This window comes from Nonomuraea sp. B19D2, from assembly GCF_040137845.1.
Lineage (GTDB): Bacteria > Actinomycetota > Actinomycetes > Streptosporangiales > Streptosporangiaceae > Nonomuraea.
In genome coordinates, this window is record NZ_JBEFAK010000045.1 from 55,609 (window position 1) to 80,200 (window position 24,592).

Genomic DNA, 24,592 nt, shown 5'->3' on the forward strand with positions numbered 1-24,592 from the left:
CGGCACGAGGATGTCCACGACGTCGCGCCTGATCTAGCAGGTTCGCTCGTAGTTCAAGCCCACGATGTAGCGGCGCCACTGGTTGATGTCGAGCCCACCCGAGGCCAGCCGGCAGGCGCTCCCCACCAGGTCCGCCCGCAGCCGGTGCAAGTTGCGGAAGTCCCATCCGGTAAGGGTGTCCCGCGTGTCCACGGCGAAGAGGTCATCTGCCCCTGGCAGGAAAGCCATCGCAGCCGGTCGCGCGTCGAGCCCGTACAGCGAGTGGCCGATCTGGCCCGCCCGGGCCGGGTCGCTCACGTCCCAGAGGTAGACACCGGTGTTCCCGTCGCCCACCGCCAACATTGTTCCGTCCCCGGTGAAGGCGGCGACGACCGACTCGCCGCCGCCGGTGAGGGGCTGACCGACGCGTTCGGGCGCGCGGGGGTCGGAGATGTCCCACAGGACGATGGCGCCGCTGGCGTTGCCCACGGTCAGCATGCGGCCATCCGGCGACAGGGCGAGTACGCCGCTCAGGCCGCTGTCGTCGACGATCGTGTCGCTGACGAGGCGCGGTTTCGCGCGATCCCGCGTGTCCCAGAGACGCACCGCCGTCTCCCCGCCGCCGAGCGAGTAGAGGCCGCTGGCGGCCGACACGAGGGTGTGGCCGTCGGGTGTGAATCCCAGGAAGGACAGGTTGCTGGTCACCTCGGGAGTGACGGTGCCGAGCTGCTGGAGGCGGCCGTCCGCCGAGACGTTCCACAGGGTGATGGGAGCATGCCCGTTCTGACGTGTATTGCCGACGGCCAAGGTGTCGCCAGAGGGCGAGAAGCCGGCGATCCGTCCGGGGATCTCCTGGATCGCCCGCAATTCCGCGCCACGATTCACCGACCAGAGACGGATCTTGCGGATGTCGGCGTCGTCGCCCTCACCGGTCATCTCAGCCACGGCGAGAAGGTTTCCGCCAGGTGAGAACTCTGGAGCGTATCCCTGGAGCACCGGGCGGATGAAGCGGACGCGCGTGCGGTCGGAGACGTCGAAGACCGCGACACGCCCGTCGCTGGAGCCGAGAGCCATCACGTTCCCATCCCGGGAGAACGTTACGGAGGCCCGGGACTGGCCGAAGTCATCCGGCTCCGAGCCCTCCACGGCCGGAGGCGGCGGGAGCTGTCCCGTCATCTTCCGGGGCAGTGCCCGATTGAGGACATCCCACTCGACGATGCGATAGCCGTCGCCGTCGTTCCCTCCTGTGGCGAACGATCGTCCATCCGGTGCGAAGGTAACCCCTCCTGCCGAGCCGATGCTCACGACCGCCGCGCCGTCCTGCGGCGGATCCGCCGGCGCGGCCCGTGGCTCGCCGAACGCCCAGAACGCTGCGGAGCCGCCCGCCGACGCCGCCGCCAGCATCACGTTCCCCTTCGGGTCGCGCAGGTAAGCCACACCCGCTGTCCCGTCGGCGAAGCTCGGCAGGGAGACGGTCAGGTCCCTGGTCAGAGCCGAGCCGGTCTGCTTCCACGCGGTGATCCCGCCGTCGTACCTGCCGGTGATCAAGGTCTTCCCGTCGGGCTGGTAGGCGATCGAGCTGATCGCCGCCGGTTCCTTGGAGTCCGAGGTCGCCAGGCGCCGCAGGTCAGACATGCCGGAGATCTGCCAGACGTGCACCGAGCCCTCCAGGTCACCTGCCGCCAGCTTCGTGCCGTCGGGCGTCAGCGACATGGCCATGAGAGTGGCGCTCACATCCTCGCGGTCCAGCAGCTTCGGGCTGCCGGGCCGGCTCAGGTCGACCAGGCCGAGACCACTCTCGGCGGCGTACACCAGCAGCGATCGGCTCGGGAGGAAGAGCACGCATTCGGTGGCACCGCCGCCGGTCTCTATATTGCCCAGAAGGCGCGGGCGCGCCTTGTCTGACACGTCCCATACGGTCGTCGGCAGCCCGCCCACGACCAGCACGGTGCCGTCATGGTTGAGGGCCGTCCCCGCAACGAATCCGCCGTCCGGTATGTCCAGGTGCTCACCGAGCCTGCGGGGCGGGCCCTGCCCGCTCGCATCCCACAGGTACACGTTCCCGAAGTGGTCAGCGGTCACCATGAACCTGCCGTCGGCCGTGTAGGCGACCGACGTGATCCAGCTTTCGAATCCGGGTAGCGTGGCGGCGTACCGGCTGTCGGTGAGCGTCTTCAGCAGACCGGAGGACGTGACCGCGTCCGGATGTACGCGATGGGCGGCGATCCCCAGGCGCAGCGACGTCCGCGGGTCGCTCGCGCGCAGCCCCTCGGCTTGGGCGTTCAGCTGGCGTGCGAGTGCGCGGCGCTGTTCGCGGGTGGCATCGCGCTGGCCGGCGAATGCCAGGCCGGCCGCGATCAGTGCGGCGATCAGCAGGCTGGACAGGATGACGACGGCACGTGCCCGCCGGAACCTGTTGCGCCGGACGGAGGCCGTCAGGAAGTCGGTGGCGCGGTCGCTGAGGGTGATCCGCTCAGCGAAGACCACACGGCGCCGCGGGAACGCGAGGTGGCCGTGCGAACGCGCCGTCCATCGGTATCTCGCTCGGGTGTCGCTGAGCGCCGCGGCGAGCCTGCCCTGCTCGAAGAGCCGTCTCGTGGCCTTGTTGTCGGCGACCCATTCCTCGCTCGCCTGCTCGACCACCCGCCGGGCCCGAAGGCCGGTGACGTCGCGTTCTATCGCCGACGCCAGCGGCGGCCAGGCCGTCAGGATGGCTTCGTGGGCCACGCCGATCAGTGTCTCGTCGCCTTCCACGGTCGTGACGACGAGCCGGCGTGAGACGAACTCGGCCAGCTCCGCCTGGACGATCTCCGGCAGCTCGGCGAGCGCCGCGCGCCACCTGGTGGGCCGGCCGCGGTCGTCCACGGTCACCAGGCGCAGTAACCCGGCGATGACCTGCTGCCTGTCGCGACGGGAGACGGAGCAGGCCGCGTTCATGGCCTCGTCGGCCTGCATGCTGAGCGAGCCGCTGACGCCACCGATCGCCTTGTAGAGCTCGGCTGACAGCCTGCCGCCGCGTTCGACCCCTTCCGACAGCCGTGCCAGGGTGAACGCCAGCAGTGGCAGCGCTTCGCCGGTCCCGGTGTCGTGCACCAGTTGCGCCACCAACGCCTCATCGACCTGGATGCCGGCCAGCCTCGCCGGCCCTTCGATCACGTGGGCCAGGGCCTCGCTGCGCATGGGGCGTAACGCGAAGGGTCTGGCCGGCACCGCCGCCAGCGCCGGGTCGGCGAGGAGCTGCGTCAGGAACTCCGGCCTGAGCGTGCCGACCACGCGGATCAGGTCGCCGCCTGAGGCGATCGCATTCGCCAGCCTCGCCCTTTCCGCCTCATCGGCCAGGGTGACGATCTCTTCGAACTGGTCGACAACCATGAGGAGGCGGCGGGCGTTACCACCGGGCACCGCGGCCAGCAGCTCCTCGGCCAGCTCCGCCAGGTCAGGTGTCTGGTCAAGGCGCTGACGTACCAGCTCCACCGGCCAGTTCAGGCCGAGGGTGTGGCTCGCCTCCGCGATGGAACGAGCCAGCGCCCGCATGGGGTGCGCGCCGGGGAGGAAGGGAGGCAGCGTCCACCAGCCGGGCTCCGCCTGCATCACGGGGACAAGTCCGGCCCGCGCCAGCGAGGACTTCCCGCAGCCGGAGGGGCCGACAACCACACGATCACCTCGCCCGCCATCCCCCCGTAGCGACGACTGTAGCGTTCGGACCACGGCGAGTTGCGGCAGTGACCGCATCCGGCCACCACCCGGTGACTGTGCGGCCGCCGCATCCACTGTGCTGACGACCATCGCTGCGTCCCCGGCCGCGGCGGAACCCGTCTACAGCGGTCTGTGCCTGGACGTTCAGGACGGCAATGGCGGCTTGGACGAGGTGGAGGTCCGATACCCGGCTGCGCACATCCTCGCCGTCGGCTAGGCGCGCTCACCTACTCCCTTGACGTGACCGCGCCAGCCGTACGGCCAGCAGCGCGAGCGGCAGCAGCGCGACGAGCAGGTAGGCGACCGCGGCCAGCCGCTGATCAGCAAGAAGGTCTGGCGCGCCAGGCGGGGCCGCCAGCAGGAACCAGTCGGCCGCAACCGGCGGTCCGAGCAGCAGTGAGGCGCCCATGGCCAGCTGTACCACCCCGATAGCGGCCAGCAGGCCGGCGCGGACGGCCCAGGAGATCGGGCGCGGCAGCGGGTCCACGCCTGCCAGCATCCAGAACACCACCGATCCGGCGCCGAAGAACCCCAGCTCGGTGGCCAGATGTGCAGCGTGCTCGGGCAGCGCCCACGCCAGCCAGCCGGTCCGGTACAAGAGCGGGAAGGCCAGCATGTAGGCAATCGGCAGGCAGACAAGGACCGCCAGTCGACCGGGGCGGGAGCCGGGATCGCCGTACTGGGGCGAGGCGGTGGTGGCCTGGGCGGCCAGGGTGAGCGGGGCGCCGAGGCAGAGCAGCAGCGGGGCGAGGACGGCAAGGACGGTCTGCTGCAGGGCATGCACCGACACCATCACCCGCGCGTATCCTCCGGCGCCGCCGAGCAGCACCAGCCCGATCAGCGCGAGTCCGGTGTACCAGGCGAGCGTGCGGCCGAGCGGCCAGGAGGCGACCCTCCGAACGCCGGCCAGGTAACCGATCGCGGGCATGGCCAGCAGCAGAAGGATCATCGGGTCCGGGCGGACCTCGGTGAGCAGCGCGGTGGGCGTGAAGGGAGCCAGGTCGTACTCCAGCACGCGGAAGAGGTGTCCGCCGCCGATCTGCGGGATCGGTGGCGGAGTGCGGGACAAGCCGACGGCCAGGGCCATGGCCGCCGCCATCACGATCAGCTCGCCCGCGGCCAGCCGGATGAAGACCTGGCGCACGCTCCGTTCGGCGACGTGCGCGACCGTACGGCGGCGGTGGGTCGAGCCGAACACGGCGAGGATCGCCAGCGCGGCGGTCTTGGCCAGCAGGAACCCGCCATAGGCGCTCTGCCACAGGTCCGAGATCGTGTTCAGCCGGACCCATGCGGCGGCCAGGCCGGAGACGGCCACACCCGCGAAACACCACAGGGCGATCGTGCTGAACCGGGACAGCACGACCCGTAGATCGCCGGAGTGACGGAAATGCAGGAGCACCGCGCCCAAGCCGCCGACCCACAGCGACACCGCGAGCAGGTGCGTCATCAGGGCGGACACCGCGATGTCGTGGTTCGCGGCGGAGGCCGCATGGCCGACATAGGTGGGTGGCAGAGTCGAGAACGTCGCGATCGCCAGCGGAATCCACGCGGGCAAGCGCGGCAGCCGCGTGGCCACGCCCGCCACGGCGACCATGGCCGCCACCAGCAGCAGCACGCGGGCCTGCGGGATGGACAGGCCGAAGGCCAGCAGCTCGGGGGATGCGAGCAGGTTCGGGACGGGCAGCGCGGTGACCTCTGACACGGTCAGCAGGTAGCTCAGCAGGCCGGCAGCCGCCCAGCCGAGCGCCCACCGGCCGGCCGCGCGCAAACAGGCCGCTTTCTGGGGCGAGGCGGGCGGGGCGAGGACCGCGGCCGCCAGGAGCGTGCCCACGGTGGCGACCGCGCACAGGTGGTGGCAGAAGCGGACCAGCGGCAGTCCCCACGCGGTGAGCGGCCCCGCGGTGGGCAGCCCGGCGATGGCCGGCTCCCGTGCGGCGGATCCCAGGGCCGCGGCCAGCACCACGAGGCCCGCGGCGATCAACGCGGTACCGGCGTAGATCCGCTGACGCCGCCCGTCGAGGCGAGACGGCGTCCAGGCGCGCTTACGCGGCGGATCGACCCTTGTGTCCGCGGTCAGGCTCCAGCGCATATCTGGAGATACGCGGCATCGTGCAGGTCGGTTCGCACGTGAGCTCACCAGCCGAGTTCGTCGCAGCCCTTGTGGTCGGCGGGCTCGACCTGCAGCGTGGCATGGGCGACGCCGTGGCGCTGGCGCAGCAGGTCGCGGGCCTGGTCCAGCACGGAGTGGTTGTCGTTCTGGTCGATGGTGACCAGGTGGGCGGTGGCGACGTTCATGCCGGAGGTGAGGGTCCACAGGTGCAGGTCGTGCACGTCGCGTACGCCGTCGATCGCGGCCAGGTCCTTCGCGACGGCGGTGGCGTCCATCCCCTCGGGTACGTGCTGGCCGAGCACGGCGAAGACCTGGCGGCCGAGCGAGACGGCCCGGACGGCGACGAACACGCCGATGGCCAGGGCGACGACCGTGTCCCAGAACGGCTGGCCGGTGGCGGCGACGAGCCAGCCCGCGACGATGACACCGACGGACCCGGCCGTGTCGGCCACGACTTCCAGGTAGGCGCCCTTGACGTTGAGGCTCTCGCTCGCGCCCGATCGCAGCAGCAACAGGGCCACGAGGTTCACCGCGAGGCCGATGGCGCCGACGACGAGCATCGGGCCGGAGGAGACCTCGGCGGGGCCGCCGATGCGTCCGATGGCCTCGATGACCACGTACAGGGCGACACCGAGCATCAGCACCACGGCAAGCAGGGACGCGAACACCTCGGCCCGGTAGGAGCCGTAGCTGCGGCGGCCGGTGGTGTCGGGGCGGGTGGCGATCCTGGTGGCGATCAGGGCCGCGCCGAGGGTGACGACGTCGGCGGCCATGTGGCCGGCGTCCGACAGCAGTGCCAGCGAGCCCGAGACCAACCCGAAGGCCAGCTCGACCACGAAGAAGGAGCCGATCAGGGCGAAGGAGACCGCCAGCCGCCACCGGTGACGGCTGCCGGCGTGCCCGTGTCCGTGCCCGACGCCCATCAGGTGTTCCCGCCACGTTCGGGGTGAATGGCGTCGGTGTGCTCGGTGTGGGCGAGCGCGAGGTCGAGCAGCATCCGTACGTGCGGGTCTTCCAGGCGGTAGTAGGCCATCCGGCCGGAGCGGCGGGCGGCGACGATGCGGTGCGCGCGCAGCAGCCGCAGGGCGTGGGAGACGGCCGACTCGCTCTGGCCCGTGACCGCGGCCAGGTCGCATACACACAACTCGCCGTCGAGCAGGGCAACCAGCAGCCGCAGCCGGTTCGGGTCCGACAGCAGGCCGAAGATGTCCGCGGTGTCGGTCAGGTCCTCGGCGGCCGGCATCCGTTCGCATACGGCGGCCACTCGGTCAGCGTCCACGACCTTGGCAGCACATCCATCCATCACCAACACGCCCTCATCTGAAGATACATTCATATGAGCAAGCTTGGGCGATGCCTGGATGCCGCGTCAAGGCGGACAACCGACCACCACATCGAGTGGGACGCGTTGCAGCCTGCTGTCCTCAGCGACGCACCGAACCTCGAACTCCCCATCGCGGGGAGGCGTGTCCATCCATCCCGCCGGCCAGCGCGCGCAGAGCCGTCATGGCCGAGCATTCTGCACCACCAAGATCGGAGCCAAAGCCAGCTTCCGCTGCAACCGACAGATGACGTGTGATGGCAGGTCTGGAAGGTTGCGGAGACCAGCGTTCCCCTTATCTCTACACATGAACATCTACTCAGATGTTTGAACACTCCGTAGCGTGTTAACTACTCTTCGTAGAGAATTGATGACGGTCAGGTGGTCAACACCTGACCTTCCCCCGCACCCGGGCCTCTGGACTGCGGTGCAGACGCGCACAGGAAGGGACTGCGCATGAGAACTGTCCACGCCGCCCCCACCGTCGCAGGATGAGCATCCCACCCCGCCCCCGGCAGCCCTCGCCGACCGGACACGGGAGCCCCGACGCACCCCCTCGGCGACGCCCCAAGCTGATGCGTACGTGGCGCCCACCAGCCGCGATGGCCGCGTTCACGCTGGTTCTCACCGTGGTCGTCCCGGCTGACGCCGCCCGGGCGGAAGGCCGGTGCCATGCGCCCAGCTTGATCGCCCACCGCGGGTATCCCCCATCGGGATCGGAGAACACCCTCACCTCGCTGCGCCGGGCGTTGGGTGCCGGCGCCCGGCAGGTGGAGATCGACATCCGCTTCACCAAGGACCACCAGCCGGTGCTCATGCACGATGCCACGCTCGATCGCGCCACGAACGGCAGCGGGTTGGTGGCCACGTCCACCCTGGCCCGGCTGCGCACTGTGCGTGGCGGCGACGGGCTCGCGCCGCCCACCTTGGGGCAGGCACTGAGCCTGCTGCGCGGCCACGCCGACCTGGTGCTGATCGAGCTGAAAAGTGTCCCGGACGAGGCCGACAGCCGAGCCCTTGCCACCGTCTACCGCCGCTATCGCGCCTACCGCTGGGCCGCACTGACCTCGTCCCTGCCCGATGCCCTGACCCGCGTCGCCTCCCTGCCGGTCGCCCAGGGCCTGGTGGCCCGCACCCCGCCCGCTCCCGCTCGGGCCCGGCGCTATGCCTTCGTCGCCATCCGCCACGACCGGTTGTCCCGCTCCTGGGTGCGCCGTTACCACGCCGCGGGGGTGTCCGTCTACGCCTGGACCCCCAACACCCCCGCCGCCTGGCGACGCCTGGCCGGCTACGGCGTCGACCGCATCATCACCGACCGCAGCCGCCAATACTCCACCTGGGCGAGCACCCTGTGCGCCCCCTGAAGGGAATCACGATGACTGAACCGCACTCCCGCCACCATCGGTGAAGCGGGCGACTGCGGGCCCCGGGCACTGCCACGACGATCAGCCCGCTGCCGTGGCGCAGCACGCCCCAGCTGACCCCGCCGCGACCGCGTGACCGGACCGGCCGCCTTCGCCGCCTCCCCATCACACTGCCGTTACGTCGCACCACCACCGCCGAAATCACCCAGACACTGCGCCAGGCCAAGATCGACGGTGACGCCAGCATCGGCGATCTCGCCCTGCGCCAGCGCCGCCTTCTCCTCTCGGCGCTGGGCGAAGCACCGCCGAGCCCGAGCCGGTGACTGTCGCGCCGCGGCGCCGTGTCAAGTCGATGACTACGCGCAGGCCGAGTCGAGCGGCCACTCCGTACTCCCCGTTCTCAAACCGCTGGGAGATGACGTGCGCCCGCTCCAGGTGTCGCCAGCGGGCGTCGTCGCTGGTGGCGGTGCGGGCGGCGCGCATCTCACTGCGGTAGGCGGCTCGCACGCGGGCGGGCATCGGTCGGCCGGTCAACGGGGGTCCTCCTCGGCGGGTGAGCAGCAACCGTCCGCGCAACCACCGGATCCGGCAGCCGCGGAGGCCGAGGCAGCGGGGACGGCGCAGCAGGCGTCTCCACGCCAGGCCTCGCGCCCTTCCTTGACCGCGACGGCCGCGATGACCAGGGCCGCGATCGGGTCGGCCCAGGACCAGCCGAACAGGCTGTTGAGCGCCAGGCCCACGAGCAGCACCGCCGACAGGTAGGTGCACAGCAGGGTCTGCTTGGAGTCGGCCACGGCCGAGGCCGAGCCGAGCTCGCGGCCGGCACGGCGCTGGGCGTACGACAGGAACGGCATGACCACCAGCGAGACCGCGGCCAGGATCAGACCAGGCGCGGAGTGCTCGGCCTCCCCCACGCCGAGCAGGGCGCGTACGGCGTCGAAGGTGACGTACGCGGCCAGGGCGAAGAAGGAGAGCGCGATGACCCGCAGCGCCGTCTTCTCGCGGCGTTCGTGGTCGGCGGTGGAGAACTGCCAGGCCACCGCAGCGGCCGAGGCGACCTCGACGATCGAGTCCAGGCCGAAGCCGATCAGCGCCGCGGAGGAGGCGATGGTGCCGGCGGTGATGGCGACCGCGGCCTCGATCACGTTGTAGGTGATGGTCGCGGCGACCAGCAGCCGGATGCGGCGCCGCAGCGCGGAACGACGGGCCGGTGCCGGGCCCAGGTTCAGTGCGGTCACGACGCCGCCTTCTCCCCTGGGCCGGGAGCGGGACACAGGGTGACCGCGTGGCCGGTGGCGGCCAGGAGTTGCTCGGCGGAGGCGAGGAGGTCCATCAGCTCGGGGCGCGTCAGGGAGTAGAACGACTGGCGGCCTTCGGCCCGGTAGTCGACCAGGTGGCAGTCGCGCAGGCAGGCCAGGTGCTTGGACACGGTGGACTGGGCGAGGCCGAGTTCGGCGGTCAGGTCCACGACCCGCGCCTCGCCTCTGGCCAGGCGCTGCACGATGCGCAGCCGGGTCTCGTCGGCCAGGGAGTGGAACAGGGCCGCCGCCGGGGGGATCCCGGCGGCGATGTCGGCAATGACACAGGGGCCACTCTCGATATCAATCGCCATATAGCGATGATAACCCGATTCCGTTATGTCATCGCAAGATCATGTGGAGAGGGATCTTCTCTTGCCGTGCCGCCACTGGCCGGGGCCGTAGCGGGCCTCGACCTGTCTTCAGCCCCCGGTGGCGTGAAGGACTGCGTCGCGGGTGCGCGCGATCACGGCGGTCTGGTCGTCGACTGTGATGATCGGACGCTGGATGAGGATCGGGTGCGCGGCCAGCGCTTGGATCCATCGGTCGCGGTCGGCCTGGGTACGCGGCCACTCGGCCAGACCGAGGTCGGCCGCGACGGGTTCGCCCAGCCTGGTGATGTCCCAAGGCTCCAGTCGCAGCCGCCGCAGCACGTCCTCCAGTTCGAGCGTGGTCGGCGGGTCTTCCAGATAGCGGCGCACCGTGTAGTCGGCCTGCTCCGCGTCCAGCAGCGACAGCGCCGACTGGCATTTGGAGCAGGCGGGGTTGATCCAGATCTCCACCGGGTCAGCCCGCGATGGCCACGAGCAGGACCAGGACCACGGTCACGACGGCGAGCACCCCATGGCCCGCGACGACGGGCACCGGGAAGTTGCTCTCGGCCGGGGCCGACTGCTGCCCCGCGGGCACCGTTGCTCGTACGCGCCTGGCCGGAATCCAGCGGGCCAGCATGGTGAAGCCGAGCGCGGCGACCGGCACCAAGATGATCAGCGCGGCCCAGGCCAGAGCGTGGTTGCCGGTGAGCAGGTAGACGATCCACACCACGAGACCGACGGCGGCCAGCGCGAAGTGGCCGAAGATGACCGGGACCGGCAGCCGGCTGCCGCTCCCCTGTCTGGCGCCGCCCCTGGACAGCCAGCCGGCAAGCAGGTAGAAGCCGCCCAGCGCGGTGAGGACCCAGGTGACGAGTGCGGCGATTGCCATGAGGAACACCTCTTACTTCGATCGAAGGAAGCCTTCGGCCTGGGCGTCCTCGTCGACGACGCGGACGCCGTAGCGGAAGGCGAGCTTGCCGCCCAGATGGCCGGCGACCGCGAGGACGACCAGGCTGACGGCGTTGAGCGCGAGCATCCCCGGCTCCAGCCGGTCGCCGGAGCGCCACAGGAAGTTGCCGACGTAGGCGAGGGTCACCAGCAGGTTCAGGCTCATATGGAGCACGGCGGTCCGGAACGCGTGGGTGCCGGTGGGGATGGCGAACAGGTCCAGCGCGCCCACGCACGCCGCGGCCAGCGCGCCGATCAGCCCGATGGCGATCAACCAGCGCGCTCCCCGAACCAGGAACTCCGGGTCGCTCACGAACAGGGCGGCGATGTCGAACACCAGGCTGGACACCCAGGCACCGATGGGCACGGTGACCAGGATCGGGTGGTACGGGTGCCCGTACGGTCCGGCCAGCACGGGGCTGACCGGCTGCTTGGCGGAATCCACGTGACCATCCCCTCGAGCCGAGTTTCACTAATCAATGTTGGTCTTATTCCCGTAGTCTCGTCAAGCAATCGCTTACCGCCAGCGGAGATTGGCGGTATTTTGGTGGCGTGACCACCAACGACGTCGCGATCGTCAGCGTTCTGGGCGAGGAGTCGCGCCGGGAGATGTTCGACTACATCCGCCGTGCCGGCCGTCCGGTCACCCGTGACGAGGCCGCGGCCAGCGTCGGCATCTCCCGCAAGCTGGCCGCGTTCCACCTCGACAAGCTGGTCGCGGCAGGCCTGCTGCGGGCCGACTACGCGGCTCCTGAGGGGGTGCGCAAGGTGGGGCGCCGGCCCAAGGTCTACCTGCCGGGCGACGCCGAGATCAGGGTCACCATCCCCGAGCGGCGGCATGCCCTGCTGGCCGACCTCTTCCTGGACGCGATCCTGAGCCAGCGCGACGGCGAGGCGGGCAGTGCGGCGGCGATCAGGATCGCCAGGCAACGCGGGCGCGGGCTGGGCAGCGCCGAGCGCGACCGATCCCGCCCGGGCAGGCTCGGCGCGGAGCGCGCCCTCACCTTCTGCCAGCGCATGCTCGAACAGCACGGCTTCGAACCTGCCAGGATCAGCCCCACGGACATCCGCCTGCGCAACTGCCCCTTCCACCCGCTCGCCGCCAAGGCCCCCGATCTGGTCTGCGGCATGAACCACGGCTTCCTGTCGGGCTACCTCGAAGGCCTCCAGGCCACCGGCGTCGAAGCGGTCCTGGACCCCCAACCGGGCGAGTGCTGCGTCCGCCTGACCGTCCCCTAGCTTTGCGCCCGCCCGTCTACTACAGCCGAGGAGGCCGCGGAAAGGCGATCAGCTGGTACGGCAAGACGCAGCGGAGGACCTCCGGGTACGGGCTAGGGCGCCCGCGTGTAGGTGATGCGCGGGGCCTCCGGGACGGTCATGGCGTTCCCGATGAAGAAGCCCGCCTGCGGCGGCTGGTTGTAGCCGACGTTCTGCCACGCCACCGAGAGCCGGTAGACCGGGTCGTGCATCAGCGTGGGGATGCTGCGGTCGGTCACGTCGACGGTCGTGTAGAGGCGCAGCTTGGTGCTGTCCTGGGACCGCCAGATGATCTCCTCCCGCCAGTCTCCGACCAGGTCGGCCTGGAGCGTCGGCGTCCCCTTGGTGGAGTTGTTCGAGTAGGTGCCCTCCGCACGGAGGATCTCCTTGCTCGTCGTGCCGTCCCACTTGGAGATCGTGCCGACGCCGACGCCCTTGGCCTGGTCGTAGGCGTGGTCGACGATCTCGCGGAGCGGGTCGCCGTCCCACCAGGCGAGGAAGTTCGCCGCCGGGATCGACTGCCCGAGCAGCTCGCCGGAGGCGGAGCGCAGCTCACCCTGCCTGGAGTTCCATTCGCCTGTCGCGGTGACCGCCCACGCCTCGGCGCCCGGGTGCTTGGGGTCGATGTCGGCGGCGGCGGCGCGGCCGGTGTCCTTCGTGGCGGGCATCGACCACAGCACCTCGCCCGTGTCGGCGTCCCTGAAGGTGGCGCCGCGGTTGCCGCTGGAGCCCATGTCCTCGTGGGCCGCGAACACCTCGTAGCCGGGCCGGCTCGGGTCCAGGTCGGTGACGTGCAGCGCGTCGCCGTGACCCAGGCGCGTGCTGTACAGGCCCTCGCCGTCGTCGTCGACCGCCATCGAACCGAACACGATCTCGTCCTTCTGGTCGCCGTCGAGGTCCAGGACGGACAGGTTGTGGTTGCCCTGTCCCGCGAAGGCGCTGTTGCCGGGGGTGCTGGAGTCGAAGACCCACCGCTGCTTCAGGTCCTTGCCGTCGAAGTCGTAGGCGGCCAGGACGGTGCGCGTGTAGTAGCCGCGGCTGAAGATGACCGACGGGTGCTCGCCGTCGAGGTAGGCGACGGCCGCGAGAAACCGGTCCACGCGGTTGCCGTACGCGTCGCCCCACGCCGCCACGTCGCCGCGCGGCGGAACGTAGTCGACGGTGTCGATCGCCTTGCCCGTGTTCCCTTCGAACACCGTCAGGTACTCCGGACCGGACAGTACGTAGCCGCTGGAGTTTCGGTAGTCCCTGCTGGGGTTGCCCAGGACGGTGCCCGCGCCGTCGACGGTGCCGTCGGCGGTCTTCATAACCACCTCCGACCTGCCGTCGCCGTCGAGGTCGTAGACCATCAGCTGGGTGTAGTGGGCTCCCGCGCGGATGTTCTTGCCGAGCGAGATCCGCCACTTCCGCTTGCCCGCCATCGTGTACGCGTCCACGTAGACGAGCCCGGTGTAGCCGGACTGGGAGTTGTCCTTGGCGTTGCTCGGGTTCCAGATGAGGATCAGGTCGAGCTCGCCGTCGCCGTCCAGGTCGCCGACCGAGGCGTCGCCCGCGCTGTAGGTGTAGGGCTGGCCGTCCTTGGTGTAGTCGCCGGCCGGCTTGTCCAGCGAGATCTCCGTGTACGGCTGACTCCACACGCCGAACTCGGCCGTCGGGTCGCCGCCCACGGGGACCACCCGATAGACGGATTGTGCCGTCCCGTCGGGGTCGAGGTGGTTCGTAGCACCCGTGATCTCCTTGATCTTCTTTCCGTCGCGCCAGATCTCGAACGCCTGGCCGGGATCGTCCAGTCCGAGCAGCCGCCAGCCGAGATAGACGCCCGAGCCGGTGGAGACGGCGACCGGCGCCCGGTTCAGGCGCTCCATCTGCCGCTTCAGCTTGGCGGCCACCCGCGACGCGGTGGACGGCGAGGGCTCGGAGGCGCCACCCCTGTTGACGGCCACGATCCGGTAGTGGAAGGGGACCGTCGTGAGGACCTTGTCATCGGTGAACGACGGCTCCTGCGTGGTACCGATCAGCTTGTAGGGGCCCTCCTCCTTCTCGGCCCGCTGGACCCGGTACAGCAGCGCGCCCTCGACCCCGCTCCAGCGCAGCTCGACGCTGTCCTTCTCGACCTGGCCGAGGCGGGGCGCCGGCGGCGCGGCGGGCGGCGTCACCGAGCCGTCCACGGTGGCGACCTTGACCGCGGCCGAGGGCACCGACTCGTCTCCGGCGGGATCGAGAGCGGTCACCGTGTAGTCGTAGCGGGAGCCGATCTGGGCGGTCTTGTCGGTGTAGGAGGTGTCGGTCACCTTGCCGAGCAGGGTGGGCTTCGCGTCGCCCTCCTCGGCCCGGAAGATCCGATAGGCCGCCGCCCCGTCCGTCGCGGTCCAGGTCAGCGGGACGACGGCGGTGATCCCGTCGAAGGAGACCGTTCCGGCGGCCAAGCCCTCGGGAGCCGTCAGGATGGGGGTGATCTCCAGACCGTTGAGGTGGGCGGTGGTGCCCGACACGACGACGTTCAGCTGCCCGTCGGTGACCTTGATGCCGGAGATGGCGGTCGTGGCGACGCTTCTGCTGCTGGAGACGGCGACGGCGGTGCCGCCCTCCGCGGAGATGTTCGTCCGTGCGCTGCCCAGCAGGTCGCCCACGTACGCCTTCAGGCCGTACAGCCCGTTCGGCACGTCCACCTTGAACTCGTAGGAGCCGCCGAAGTAGGCCACGAAGTCCCTGCCGAGGTCGTCCAGGGCGCTGCCGCGGTCCCGGTCGATCATGTTCGCGGAGTCGGTGAGCCCGAAGCCCTTCTCGGCGGTGTAGATCGTCGCCCGCGTGACCTGGGTGTACCCGGCGGCGACCGGCCCACTTGCGGGCCCGAAATCGTACTTGTACAGGGCCCGCTTGGTGGTGATCGTCACGGGGTCGGACGGCTCGGAGTCGCCGCGCCCGTTCACCGCCACCACGCGGAACTCGTAGGTCTTGCCCTCCGCCAGGCCCGAGACCGAGGCCTGCGGGATCGCCGAGGTCGTGGCCAGGGCGCCGTCGCGGAGCACCTTGTAGACGTCGGCGGACTCGGTGGCGTCCCACTTCAGCACGGCGCCGGCGTTCGAGATGCCGCCCGCCACCAGTCCGGTGGGCTTGGCGGGGACGGCGGCAGGCGGCTCGATCTCCCGCACCTGCTCCGACAGCGGCAGGGCCAGCGCCTTCACGCCGCCCGCGACCAGGCGCGCCATCTGGATGGCGCCGTACTCCTGGAAGTGGGTGTTGTCCGTGGCGCCGTTCGGCCAGGCGCCGTAGACGCCCGCGGGGACGTGGAGGAACACCGACTTGGCCGCCTCGGGCCCGATGGTGTCCAGGTATTCCCTGCTCAGGGTGGACAGGTCGACCAGGGCGACGTTCTCCTCCTGGGCCAGCTCCTTCATCTTCGCCACGTACTCAGGGAAGGAGACGTTGAACTTGCCGGTCGTGGCGTTGTAGTCGAGACGGGAGACGGGCGTGACGAGGATCGGAGTCGCCCCGCGCTGCCTGGCGCCGTTGACGTAGACCTTCAGGTACTCCTTGTAGTCCGCCGGGGAGGCATACCTGTCGGGGATGCTGACCGTCGCGTCGTTGTGCCCGAACTGGACGAAGAAGTAGTCGCCGGGCCTGATGGCGCGCAGGACCGTGTCGAGGCGGCCCTGGGTGATGAAGTTCTTGGAGCTGCGGCCGCCGATGGCGTGGTTGTCGAAGGCGACGCCGGTGGTGAAGAACTGCTCGATCATCTGGCCCCACCCGGCCTCGGGCGCCCAGTACGGGTCATAGGTCTGGACGGTCGAGTCGCCCGCGATGTAGGCGGTCGGGATCGTGCCTGGGGTGCGGTCGGCCTGTCGCGTGATCGCCAGCGAGTTGATCTTCGGGGCGGCGCCGGAGAAGGTGAAGTCCATCTTCCCGTCCACCAGGGCGATGCCGAAGGACATCTCCAGGTACTGGCCGGCCGCCTTGGCGGTCTGCTGGACCTTGGCCATCGACTCAACCGTGATGGCGATGTCGGTCGCCTCGGTGGCGTCACCGGCGATGAGCGAGACGGTGTAGTCGCCGTTGGGCAGGTCGACGCTGAAGGTGGCGCCGCCGGTGGCGACGAAGTCGGATCGGAGCGCGTCGCCCGTGGACCTGTCGGCCGAGGTCACGCCCGAGGTGTCGGCGAAGCCGTAGCCCTGGGCGGAGGTGTAGCCGGTGGTCTCGGTGACGCGCGTGTAGCCCTCCTGAAGAGCGCTGTCGGAGGTGCCGAAGTCGAAGGCGCGGTCAGCGTCTCCGGCTTGCGCCTGGGTCGGTGTTAGCGTTAACAAGGCCAGGATGAGGGCAATGGCCGCGGTCTTGCGCATGGGGCGTCCATTCAGGGTGGTGCTCGGGGAGTGAGGGGGTTTTCGGCGCTATTGAATCGTTTTAATTGTAGGTCCGAAACCAAGTGTGATCGGAAACTCACATCGATGTCAACGGGGAGGTGATTACGTCTCTGATGCCCACCTCGTGCGAGGCAGGCACCGATGAGTTTCCGACGCTGCCGGGGTCAGTTCCGGCAGCACATCAACCACGCGCGGAGGACGACATGGCGCTAGACCTCTTTGCCGGTATCCCCGTCACCGACTACGCCGCGGCGTTGCCGTGGTACGAGCAGCTCTTCGGCGGGCAGCCCGCGTTCCTGCCGAACGACATCGAGGCGGTGTGGGAGGTGGCCGAGCACCGGTACATCTACATCGTCCAGCAGCCGGAGCGGGCGGGGAACGCCCTGGTGTTGTCGTTCGTCGACGACCTGGACGACCGGGTTGCCGAGATCGCCCTGCGGGGCATCGAGCCCGCGAAGCGCGAAACGTACGACGATGGCGTGACCAAGGTGACCTACCGGGACGCGGAAGGCAATGAGATCAGCTTCGGTGGCGTCCCGGGGTGACGCCACCTCAGACCTGATCGCTTGGGCCAGGGTCAGTCCACTCCCGGCCGGGTGAAGCCCATGGGGTTGCCGCTGTAGGGAGCGATCTTGACGTCGGAGCCCGTTCTGGGTGCGTGGATCATCGTGCCTTTCTCGGGGTCGAGCACGATGCCCACATGGTCAGCGGTGCCGTCACCGTTGTTGTCGAAGAAGACGAGGTCCCCGGGCTTCACATTGCCGTCAGGGATGCGCGGCCCGCTCATCCACTGATCGTGGGCGACCCGGGGGATGGTGGTCCCCGCGGACTCGTACGCGCGCAGTGTCAGCCCGGAGCAGTCGAAGGAGTTGGGTCCTGTCGCTCCCCACACGTACGGGTCGCCGATCTGCTTGAGGGCGTAGTCGATGACGGCCTGAGCGCGGGGGTTGGCCGCCAGGCTGTGGGCATTCGGCGGGACGGCCAGCGAAGGCGCGCCCGCACCACCGCCGCCGCCACCACCGCCACCACCACCACCGCCACCACCGCCCACTCCGTTCGCGCTATACCCGGGGGAGCTGGTCGGCGCGCCGTTTCCGTTGTAGGACGCCAGCTGGGTGGTCGAGGTGCGGGGCTGGAAGTCAGGGTCGGGGACCCAGCGCACAGCGGAGTTGTTGCCTGGGAAGAAGTCCTGATCACCAGGAGCGGGGATACCGGTGAAGAACTGAACCTGGCCGAGGTACTTGCCGATCTCGTCGGTGGCCTTGTCGACGGCGTCGGTCGCCTTGTCCGTGTGCACCTTGGCCCGCTGGAGGGCGTCGGACACCTGGGACCTGATGCTCGTCATCGAGATCGTATTGCTGTCGGGGTCGTTGCGCTGCTCGTCCAGCCAGGCGCGTTTCTCCCCGTAGATGGCTTGGACCTCGCTCTTGGCCGTCTCGAGCGCGGCCCCCGCAGCATCCAGCTTGCCGGCGCAGCTGGTCAGGGCGTCACTCAGTTCAGTGCCGGACGTGGGATATCTGGCCATGTATTTGGCGAAGTCTTCGGCGGCGGCGCCGTTCCACGCGTTGTCCACCCTGTTGGCTGCGCGTTTGATAGCGCCGGTCTCCGTGGTGATGTTGGTGGCCAGCGTTCGCCATCGACTCGAGATCCTGGAGATCTCGGCCTGGTCGCCGCTCAGCTTGTCGATGACACGCTGGATGGGGCCGAGGGGGTCATACGTCACGCCTGCTCCGTCCGGGGCACGGTCGGGAGGTCGGCCCGACGGACATTGCTGACGACTTGATGGATTGCCGCCTCGACCTTGGTCAAGTTCTGTTGGGCATGGCGCATTTCGGCGTCGATCTTCCCCTCGAGGTCCTTGACGGCCTTGACGAGCTTGCCGGAAGAGCCCTCGAGATCACCGAAACAGGAGGTGCCGACGCTCGCGGGAGCCTCGTCGGCCACGCTCTTGAACTGGTTCGCGACTCCCTTGGCCTTGGTCGCGCACTCCTCGAGCGTGTCAAAGTAGATCTCGAACCCTGCCACGTGAGTCACGCCTCTACTGCTAGATCAACATCAATCGCACGACAATCTAACAGGGCATGCGGGCGCTCACGAGCAGCCGCAGGAAGTCTGGCCCTGCGCCTGGCATGGCGAGCGGAGTGGCTTACCCGTCCTCGCCCGTCTGCGGGGTGGTGTAGACCTGGCGCCAGTGTTCGGCCGAGCGGACCAGATCGTCTCCGACGCGGGTGAGGAACTGGCTCATGTTCTCCAGCCGGACGCCGGCGGGGGTGGCCGGGCCGAGGGTGCGGGCGCTTTGCCGGGCGGTGCCGGCGAGCAGGGCGTTGGCGCGGGCGCTGGCCACCATGGCCTGGTACCAGACGTCGTCGTCGATGACGTACCGCTCGGCGCGGCGCCGGGGGTCGCGTTCGCGTCGGATGAGCTCCTGGGCTTCGAGGTAGCCGACGGCTTTGGAGATCGAGGCGGGGCTGACCTGCAGGCGCTGGACGAGTTCGGCGGAGGTGAGGCTGCCGCTGTCGGTGGTGTACAGGGCGGCGAGCACTTTGGCCATCATCTGCGGGATCCCTGACTGCACCAGCAGGTCGGTGAGCTGGCCGGCCACCTCGCGCACGGTTTGCAGGTCGCGCCCGTAGGCGTCGGCGTCACCGCGCGCGGCCGCGGAGGTGGTCCTGCGACGGTGGACAGGCCGGTCGGCGGCGCGCTGGGCTTGGTCGGCGCGGTAGGCGCCGGGGCCGCCGTTGCGCATCACCTCGCGGGTGACGGTCGAGGTGGGCCGTTTGAGGCGGCGGGCGATCTCGGCGTAGGTGAGACCGCCGGCCAGCCCGTCGGCGATCTGACGGCGGTCCTGCTGGGTGAGCCTGTCTCCGGGCACGGCGTCCGCTTCCTGGTCGCTCGACCGCGCGCGCGGCCGAGGGGGATCTCGGTTGACGGAAAGTGTGCATCCGACGGCAGCGACATGCAACTCACGGTGACCCGCGTTGCATTAATCGGCAATCATCATGCAACGAATTCAGGCATTTCAACTGCACTATCTCCGTTGCTTCACAGATTCGTGATTGACGATCGTTCGCATGCAACGTAACTTTTCCATCGCCGCGAAGATCGATGACAGAGCGGGGCGATCAGCCCCGCCGGCCCTCGAAGGAGACCCCACATGAACGCCCAGGCCACCACCCCCGCGAACCTGATCGTCCCCGGCCAGGCCGAGGTTCAGCGCCTGCTGGACGCCGCCGTGACCGAGCAGGGCTACCCCGGCATGATCGCCGAGATCCGCAACGGCACGCAGCAGTGGTTCGGCTCGGCGGGCGTGGCCGACACCGCCACGGGCCGCCCGCGCACGCCGCAGGAGCAGTTCCGCGTCGGCAGCATCACCAAGACCTTCACCGCCACCCTGGTCCTGCAACTGGCCGCCGAGTACAGGCTGAGCCTGGACGACACGGTGGAGAAGTGGCTGCCCGGCCTGGTCCAGGGCAACGGCCACGACGGTGGCGAGATCACCATCAGGCAGCTGCTCAACCACACCAGCGGCATCTTCGCCTACACCCTCGACGAGGGCATGATCGAGCGCTACTGGACGCCCAAGCTGCTGGAGCGCCGCTTCGACCAGCTGACCCCCGAGGACCTGGTGAAGATCGCGGTCTCCCACCCGGCCGACTTCCAGCCGGGCCAGGACTGGGGCTACTCCAACACCAACTTCGTCCTGGCTGCCATGATCATCGAAAAGGCGGCCGGCATGTCCTACGCCGACGCCGTCGCCTACCGCATCGCCCGCCCGCTCAAGCTGACCGGCACCTACGCTCCCGGCGGCGAGACCGGCTTCCGCGGCCCCCACCCGAGCAGCTACTCCAAGCTCATGCTGCCCGACGCCGACGCGCCGGTCCACGATGTCACCGAGCTGAGCCCGTCGTACGCCTTCGGGGTCGGCGAGATCATCTCCACCGCCGCGGACCTCAACACCTTCCTGGGCGCCCTACTGAAGGGCTGGCTGCTGCCGCCCGCCCAGCAGGACGAGATGTTCACCATGACCCCGGTCCCCGACGGCAAGTGGCTGGACGGTTACAGCTACGGCCTGGGCATCTCCTCGGTCACGCTGCCCTGCGGCACCACCGTGTACGGTCACGGCGGCATGATCAACGGCACCTGGTCGTACCTGTACGGCACGCGTGACGGCAAGCGCGTTCTCACCCAGAACGTCAACGGCGACTGGGGCATGCCGCCTGCGGGACTGTTCATCGACGTCCTCGACGCGGCCTTCCGCCCCGCCACCTGACCTGCGCGCCGTGGACGTGATGCGCTGCAGCGTCAACCTGGGCGACTTCGACTACGCGATCGACCTGGGTGAGCGTGCCATGGCCACGTTCGAGCGCCTGAACCTGAAGTGGAGCGACGCCTCGATACAGCTCGGCGTCACCCTGCCCCGGCAACTACACCTTCCATGGCGACCTGGCGCGAGCCGCCAGGCTGCTGCAACGGCTGAAAGGAGGCCTGCCGCAATACCCGCAGCTGACCGACGCTTGCCGTTAGGCGAGCAGAGATGCCGGTCAGCACGTCGAGGGCCGCCACGGACGCCTGGGAGCCCGGCCAGGGGTACGGGGCGCCCCGCCCCTCCCGAAGAGGGACACCGTTGGCGAAGTAGATAAGACAGAAGCGGTCCCGTGATCGCTGATGTGATCACTGGGCCATTTCACGTTTTTTTGTGGGGCGTGTGCCTGGCCAGCTTCACCGCTGAGACCGCCAACACGCCTGTGCGGACGGGGATGAGAACCAGCTCCGGGATACACGTCGGATCCACGCGGCCCCTAGGCTTTGCCCGTGAAGACGGACGACTTAACCGGGCGCATCGTCGCCGCTGTCGCAGTGCTGATTGGGGACGTGGCTCTGTTGATGGCTGCGGGGTTTGCCATCGACTGGGCACGCAACCGGGGCGTGTTGTGCGACGGTGCCACTAGGCTTTGCTCGGGCGGAGACCTCGCTCCCGCGCAGTGGCAGGCGGAGATGACCTTTCGCTCCGCGGTCGCCTACGGCTCCTTCACAGTCATGGCCTTGATCTTGATCGTCACTGTGGTTGTTGCCTGGCGGCGCCGACGTAATGGCATCGTGGTCATGCAGTTCGTGGCCCTGGCAACCGTGGCGGCGCTTGGGGCCTTGTGGGAGCCGTACGTTCCGCTGCACTGACGGGTCTTTGCGCTGAAGACTGCTAATAGGAGTTGCAGACACCTTCTTAGTTGAATCTCATCATGCTGCCGGAAGCAGAGCGGCGAAATGCAAGGTGCGGGTCGGGGTCAGCGGCGTTCCGGTAAGCCATGCGTCAAGTCTGGTGAGGTTCATCCCCGCGGCGATGGAGCAATTGTCAAATCCTGTGTATCGATGAGTGCGGTCGGACTTCCCAGGTCGGCCGTTGGAACTGATCGTTGTACACGATGATGTCGGCGTGGTCGGTTGGGCGGGCTGTGGCGAAGTAAAGCTGTTGGGAGGGGATATAGCGGTTGCGCCAGGACCGTTCGATTTCGGCGGTGTCGGCGGTGGATCCGGCCAGCGCTGCACCTCGGTCCCGGGCGCGATCTACCGTCTGCTCGAATGGGACGGACACGAAGATGCGCAGGTCCCACTGGTCGATGAGTTCTGGGCGCAGGAGGAAGACGCCGTCGAAGAGCAGTACGGCATCTGCGGGGGCGGTCGTGGCCGGCGGGGACGATGGGGTGTCGGTGTCTCTGTCGTAGACCGCGTGTTGGAACCTTCGGTCGCCGCCTGGGCCCAGCGGATCAAGCAGGACCCGGCACAGCGCGGCGTGGTCGTGGGCGTCGAAGTAGCAGCCTTCGGCCGAGTACTGGCCGCGTCGGTAGCGCTGTGCACGGGGAAAGAGGAAGTCGTCGATGGTCGCGCGGATGACGTCGCGGTCCTGCGCGCGCAGGACGACGGCGAGCTCGTCGGCCAGCGTGGTCTTGCCGGCGGCGGGCGGCCCGTCGATGGCGACCCGCAGCGGGTGCGCGGTCGTGACGGACCTGATCGCCTCGGCCAGCCGACTGATGAGCTCGCCGCGGGTGCCTTGGTCCATTGCTGCCTCTCTTACGGTGTATCTGTCTAGCACCGCACGTCAGGCTGCGGTCGCCGGCTCGCGTTCGACGAGGACGCCTCGTTCGAAGCACCGCCCACTTGGCGTCGGTCAGATCCGAGGGATATGTCGGCTTCCGGTCATGACATCCGCACCCCGGAGAGGCGCAACCGCGGGCGTCCGAGGACGCGAAGGTGTAGACAGACAACCACGGGCTCCTGGCCGCTGAGGTGCGTAGACAACAAATCAGCTATCAGGAGCCCGCTCCTGTTCACGGGAACATCATCCGAGGTTTGACGCTGACCGGGCGATGTTGGGCGCCACTCGTGGAGAGCACGGGGCGTCACTCGCGAGTGCGGTCAAGAGCGAAATAGGCGAGCCGACCACAACGTTGAGAGTGATCATCGCCAGGAAGATTCAGGAGCGCCCATGGTCAGCGTCAGTGTAGAGACTCCGGAGCAGACGGAGGCGCGTCTATGCGGTGTAATCGCCCAAGCCCAGGTCGTCGTGCACGACGGCGTCTGGTGCTTCGAGGAGTTTCCCACCGACCAGGCGCCTGAGATCACGACGACGACCCTGGCGGTGGTTCGAGACAACGAGAGCTGGTGCCGCCTGGTCCCGTTCGGCCAAGAGCACGATGGCGCCGAACGGTTCGGAATCTTCTCCTTCCACTTCCCCGCTGACCTGGACAACAGCGGTTTCGTTGGCTGGCTGGCCAGCCAACTCAAAGTCAAACTAGGCACCGGTGTGTTCGTCATCTGCGGCAGCAACCAGGCCCGCGGCGGCATCTACGACTACTGGGGCTGCCCCATCGACTTGCTGGATGAGGCCATCGCGGTAGTCGATGCACTACGTACCGCACCGATCTGACGTCGTGATCCCTGCGGGGCCTGGATCGTGCGCTGGGCTACTGGGCCGGGTGATCTGCAGTAGGACATCTCGCCACGGGCAGACCGGGAGATTCGGTTCGGACGAATCTCCGAGCCCGTAGTCATCCCCGCAGCGACGCCCTGTGCTCACGAGGAGAGTCGCGCAACAGATGATCCCCGGACCGCTCCTTCACAACCAAACTCTTTGTCAGCAGGCTCTCAATGATCACCAAGCCGGCTTGGTGCCAGCTCCGCGATGACCTCCTCGCCATCAACTGCTCCCGTCGGCAGGAAACCCAGCGACTCGTAGAGCCGTCCAGCAACGATGTTGTCCGGCTGATATGCCAGCCGGATCGTCCAACAGCCCTCCTGCGCCGCCAACCAGGCTGTCATGGTGCGCAGGAGGGCGCGGCCGAGGCCCTTGCCCTGCTCCGAGCCATCGATCATCATTCCCCCGATCCAGTGCGAGCCGTCCTCGTCCACCCCCCACATGACGTGTCCAACGACCGTGTCGTCGGCGTAGACCGCCAGCGAGTTCCAGCTGTCTTCACGCATCGACAGCAACAGATAGCGGGCTGCCATGGCGGGGACATAACGTCGCTGCTCGTCAAGAGGCGCGACGTCAGCGACTGCACGCCAGTTCTCCTCGTCCACCTCCCGCAGCGTGACGCGCCGACCAGTTCCGTCGAGAATCCCATGATCAATCACCGGATGAGAATACTGCTGTCAGTCCAGCAACCCGGGTGATCGTTTCCGGTCACAGCACCAGGCATCGCATGATCAACAGCAAACCGGAGGGTGACGACGGATCTCTGCCTGCCGGTTGACCCAGATCGACTCGACCGCCATGCAGCGTACGTACAGACGTTCGATCATGGGTGATGGTCACGGCACCGGGACCCGCGCCCGATGCTGCCGCCAGCCAACCTGGACGAGGGCGATTCGCCGGGCAGCGTTCGCCTCGCGTTGCGTGTCCAAGGCCCTGTGCAATGACGGCGAGTGGCCGTGAGGTTGCCACGAAAACAA

22 protein-coding genes are annotated in these 24,592 nt (G+C 68.8%); 6 read left to right on the forward strand and 16 right to left on the reverse strand.

All coding sequences use genetic code 11. The features are described from left to right. Window positions 1-33: 33 nt before the first annotated feature. The 4 genes from ABN273_RS47415 to ABN273_RS47430 form a co-directional block, all read right to left on the reverse strand. Entirely contained in the window at window positions 34-3,633 is a 3,600-nt protein-coding gene (locus tag ABN273_RS47415; RefSeq protein WP_349456185.1) for a WD40 repeat domain-containing protein, read from the reverse strand. Window positions 3,634-3,898: 265 nt separating this feature from the next. Next, complete coding sequence (locus tag ABN273_RS47420; RefSeq protein ID WP_349456186.1) at window positions 3,899-5,764, reverse strand: bifunctional copper resistance protein CopD/cytochrome c oxidase assembly protein; 1,866 nt, start codon at window positions 5,762-5,764, stop codon at window positions 3,899-3,901. A gap of 44 nt (window positions 5,765-5,808) precedes the next feature. Beyond that, window positions 5,809-6,708 carry a cation diffusion facilitator family transporter gene (locus ABN273_RS47425; protein WP_349456187.1) on the reverse strand — a complete coding sequence of 300 codons (900 nt, stop codon included), beginning with the start codon at window positions 6,706-6,708 and terminating at the stop codon, window positions 5,809-5,811. Next, complete coding sequence (locus tag ABN273_RS47430) at window positions 6,708-7,064, reverse strand: ArsR/SmtB family transcription factor (RefSeq protein ID WP_349456188.1); 357 nt, start codon at window positions 7,062-7,064, stop codon at window positions 6,708-6,710. Before ABN273_RS47430 ends, ABN273_RS47425 begins: the two co-directional genes overlap by 1 nt. Before the next feature lie 533 nt (window positions 7,065-7,597). On the opposite strand from ABN273_RS47430, the gene ABN273_RS47435 reads away from it, so the two are divergent. After that, window positions 7,598-8,470 carry a glycerophosphodiester phosphodiesterase gene (locus ABN273_RS47435; protein ID WP_349456189.1) on the forward strand — a complete coding sequence of 291 codons (873 nt, stop codon included), beginning with the start codon at window positions 7,598-7,600 and terminating at the stop codon, window positions 8,468-8,470. Between the two features lie 201 nt (window positions 8,471-8,671). Here the strand turns inward: ABN273_RS47435 and ABN273_RS47440 are convergent, their stop codons facing one another. The 6 genes from ABN273_RS47440 to ABN273_RS47465 all read right to left on the reverse strand — a co-directional run bounded on the left by ABN273_RS47440 (window position 8,672) and on the right by ABN273_RS47465 (window position 11,475). Next, complete coding sequence (locus ABN273_RS47440) at window positions 8,672-8,989, reverse strand: DUF3703 domain-containing protein (protein ID WP_349456218.1); 318 nt, start codon at window positions 8,987-8,989, stop codon at window positions 8,672-8,674. Between the two features lie 11 nt (window positions 8,990-9,000). Further along, complete coding sequence (locus ABN273_RS47445; RefSeq protein ID WP_349456190.1) at window positions 9,001-9,708, reverse strand: cation efflux transmembrane domain-containing protein; 708 nt, start codon at window positions 9,706-9,708, stop codon at window positions 9,001-9,003. Further along, the gene (locus tag ABN273_RS47450; protein ID WP_349456191.1) at window positions 9,705-10,082 is read right to left on the reverse strand and encodes an ArsR/SmtB family transcription factor; all 378 of its coding nucleotides are present in this window, start codon (window positions 10,080-10,082) and stop codon (window positions 9,705-9,707) included. The genes ABN273_RS47445 and ABN273_RS47450 overlap by 4 nt, the downstream gene beginning before the upstream one ends. A gap of 108 nt (window positions 10,083-10,190) precedes the next feature. Continuing rightward, window positions 10,191-10,550 (reverse strand): ArsC/Spx/MgsR family protein, encoded by a 360-nt coding sequence (locus tag ABN273_RS47455; protein ID WP_349456192.1) that lies wholly within the window; start codon window positions 10,548-10,550, stop codon window positions 10,191-10,193. Window positions 10,551-10,554: 4 nt separating this feature from the next. Beyond that, window positions 10,555-10,971 carry a hypothetical protein gene (locus tag ABN273_RS47460; protein ID WP_349456193.1) on the reverse strand — a complete coding sequence of 139 codons (417 nt, stop codon included), beginning with the start codon at window positions 10,969-10,971 and terminating at the stop codon, window positions 10,555-10,557. 12 nt (window positions 10,972-10,983) lie between these two features. Further along, window positions 10,984-11,475, reverse strand: coding sequence for a DUF2231 domain-containing protein (locus ABN273_RS47465; protein WP_349456194.1), 492 nt, complete (start codon window positions 11,473-11,475; stop codon window positions 10,984-10,986). 107 nt (window positions 11,476-11,582) lie between these two features. Here ABN273_RS47465 and ABN273_RS47470 point away from each other — a divergent pair, with 107 nt between their 5' ends. Then, entirely contained in the window at window positions 11,583-12,269 is a 687-nt protein-coding gene (locus ABN273_RS47470) for a helix-turn-helix transcriptional regulator (RefSeq protein ID WP_349456195.1), read from the forward strand. Window positions 12,270-12,361: 92 nt separating this feature from the next. Here the strand turns inward: ABN273_RS47470 and ABN273_RS47475 are convergent, their stop codons facing one another. Beyond that, window positions 12,362-16,624, reverse strand: coding sequence for a rhamnogalacturonan lyase family protein (locus ABN273_RS47475; protein WP_349456196.1), 4,263 nt, complete (start codon window positions 16,622-16,624; stop codon window positions 12,362-12,364). A gap of 224 nt (window positions 16,625-16,848) precedes the next feature. On the opposite strand from ABN273_RS47475, the gene ABN273_RS47480 reads away from it, so the two are divergent. Next, a complete protein-coding gene (locus ABN273_RS47480; protein ID WP_349456197.1) occupies window positions 16,849-17,190 on the forward strand; it encodes a VOC family protein in 342 nt (113 codons plus the stop codon). A 32-nt stretch (window positions 17,191-17,222) separates the two neighbouring features. Here ABN273_RS47480 and ABN273_RS47485 read toward each other — a convergent pair whose 3' ends face one another. The 3 genes from ABN273_RS47485 to ABN273_RS47495 all read right to left on the reverse strand — a co-directional run bounded on the left by ABN273_RS47485 (window position 17,223) and on the right by ABN273_RS47495 (window position 19,517). Then, entirely contained in the window at window positions 17,223-18,368 is a 1,146-nt protein-coding gene (locus ABN273_RS47485) for a bifunctional WXG100 family type VII secretion target/C40 family peptidase (RefSeq protein ID WP_349456198.1), read from the reverse strand. Then, window positions 18,365-18,670, reverse strand: a complete 306-nt coding sequence (locus ABN273_RS47490) for a hypothetical protein (RefSeq protein WP_349456199.1) — start codon at window positions 18,668-18,670, stop codon at window positions 18,365-18,367. Before ABN273_RS47490 ends, ABN273_RS47485 begins: the two co-directional genes overlap by 4 nt. A gap of 121 nt (window positions 18,671-18,791) precedes the next feature. Further along, entirely contained in the window at window positions 18,792-19,517 is a 726-nt protein-coding gene (locus ABN273_RS47495) for a GbsR/MarR family transcriptional regulator (protein WP_349456200.1), read from the reverse strand. 282 nt (window positions 19,518-19,799) lie between these two features. On the opposite strand from ABN273_RS47495, the gene ABN273_RS47500 reads away from it, so the two are divergent. Further along, window positions 19,800-20,915, forward strand: coding sequence for a serine hydrolase domain-containing protein (locus ABN273_RS47500; RefSeq protein WP_349456201.1), 1,116 nt, complete (start codon window positions 19,800-19,802; stop codon window positions 20,913-20,915). A 542-nt stretch (window positions 20,916-21,457) separates the two neighbouring features. After that, window positions 21,458-21,820: a hypothetical protein gene (locus ABN273_RS47505; protein ID WP_349456202.1), complete on the forward strand. Its 363-nt coding sequence runs from the start codon at window positions 21,458-21,460 to the stop codon at window positions 21,818-21,820. Window positions 21,821-21,995: 175 nt separating this feature from the next. Here the strand turns inward: ABN273_RS47505 and ABN273_RS47510 are convergent, their stop codons facing one another. Further along, window positions 21,996-22,700 (reverse strand): cytidylate kinase family protein, encoded by a 705-nt coding sequence (locus tag ABN273_RS47510; RefSeq protein WP_349456203.1) that lies wholly within the window; start codon window positions 22,698-22,700, stop codon window positions 21,996-21,998. A 426-nt stretch (window positions 22,701-23,126) separates the two neighbouring features. On the opposite strand from ABN273_RS47510, the gene ABN273_RS47515 reads away from it, so the two are divergent. Continuing rightward, window positions 23,127-23,567 carry a DUF6196 family protein gene (locus ABN273_RS47515; RefSeq protein ID WP_349456204.1) on the forward strand — a complete coding sequence of 147 codons (441 nt, stop codon included), beginning with the start codon at window positions 23,127-23,129 and terminating at the stop codon, window positions 23,565-23,567. A 218-nt stretch (window positions 23,568-23,785) separates the two neighbouring features. Here ABN273_RS47515 and ABN273_RS47520 read toward each other — a convergent pair whose 3' ends face one another. Then, complete coding sequence (locus ABN273_RS47520) at window positions 23,786-24,274, reverse strand: GNAT family N-acetyltransferase (protein ID WP_349456205.1); 489 nt, start codon at window positions 24,272-24,274, stop codon at window positions 23,786-23,788. Between the last annotated feature and the right edge of the window lie 318 nt (window positions 24,275-24,592).

Bases quoted from the DNA above. Each gene is read 5' to 3' on its own strand.
- ABN273_RS47435 (WP_349456189.1), top strand. From the start codon at position 7,598: ATGAGCATCCCACCCCGCCCCCGGCAGCCCTCGCCGACCGGACACGGG.
- ABN273_RS47440 (WP_349456218.1), bottom strand. From the start codon at position 8,989: ATGCCCGCCCGCGTGCGAGCCGCCTACCGCAGTGAGATGCGCGCCGCC.
- ABN273_RS47515 (WP_349456204.1), top strand. From the start codon at position 23,127: ATGGTCAGCGTCAGTGTAGAGACTCCGGAGCAGACGGAGGCGCGTCTA.
- ABN273_RS47500 (WP_349456201.1), top strand. From the start codon at position 19,800: ATGAACGCCCAGGCCACCACCCCCGCGAACCTGATCGTCCCCGGCCAG.
- ABN273_RS47510 (WP_349456203.1), bottom strand. From the start codon at position 22,700: ATGGACCAAGGCACCCGCGGCGAGCTCATCAGTCGGCTGGCCGAGGCG.
- ABN273_RS47460 (WP_349456193.1), bottom strand. From the start codon at position 10,971: ATGGCAATCGCCGCACTCGTCACCTGGGTCCTCACCGCGCTGGGCGGC.
- ABN273_RS47475 (WP_349456196.1), bottom strand. From the start codon at position 16,624: ATGCGCAAGACCGCGGCCATTGCCCTCATCCTGGCCTTGTTAACGCTA.
- ABN273_RS47450 (WP_349456191.1), bottom strand. From the start codon at position 10,082: ATGGCGATTGATATCGAGAGTGGCCCCTGTGTCATTGCCGACATCGCC.
- ABN273_RS47425 (WP_349456187.1), bottom strand. From the start codon at position 6,708: ATGGGCGTCGGGCACGGACACGGGCACGCCGGCAGCCGTCACCGGTGG.
- ABN273_RS47480 (WP_349456197.1), top strand. From the start codon at position 16,849: ATGGCGCTAGACCTCTTTGCCGGTATCCCCGTCACCGACTACGCCGCG.
- ABN273_RS47420 (WP_349456186.1), bottom strand. From the start codon at position 5,764: ATGCGCTGGAGCCTGACCGCGGACACAAGGGTCGATCCGCCGCGTAAG.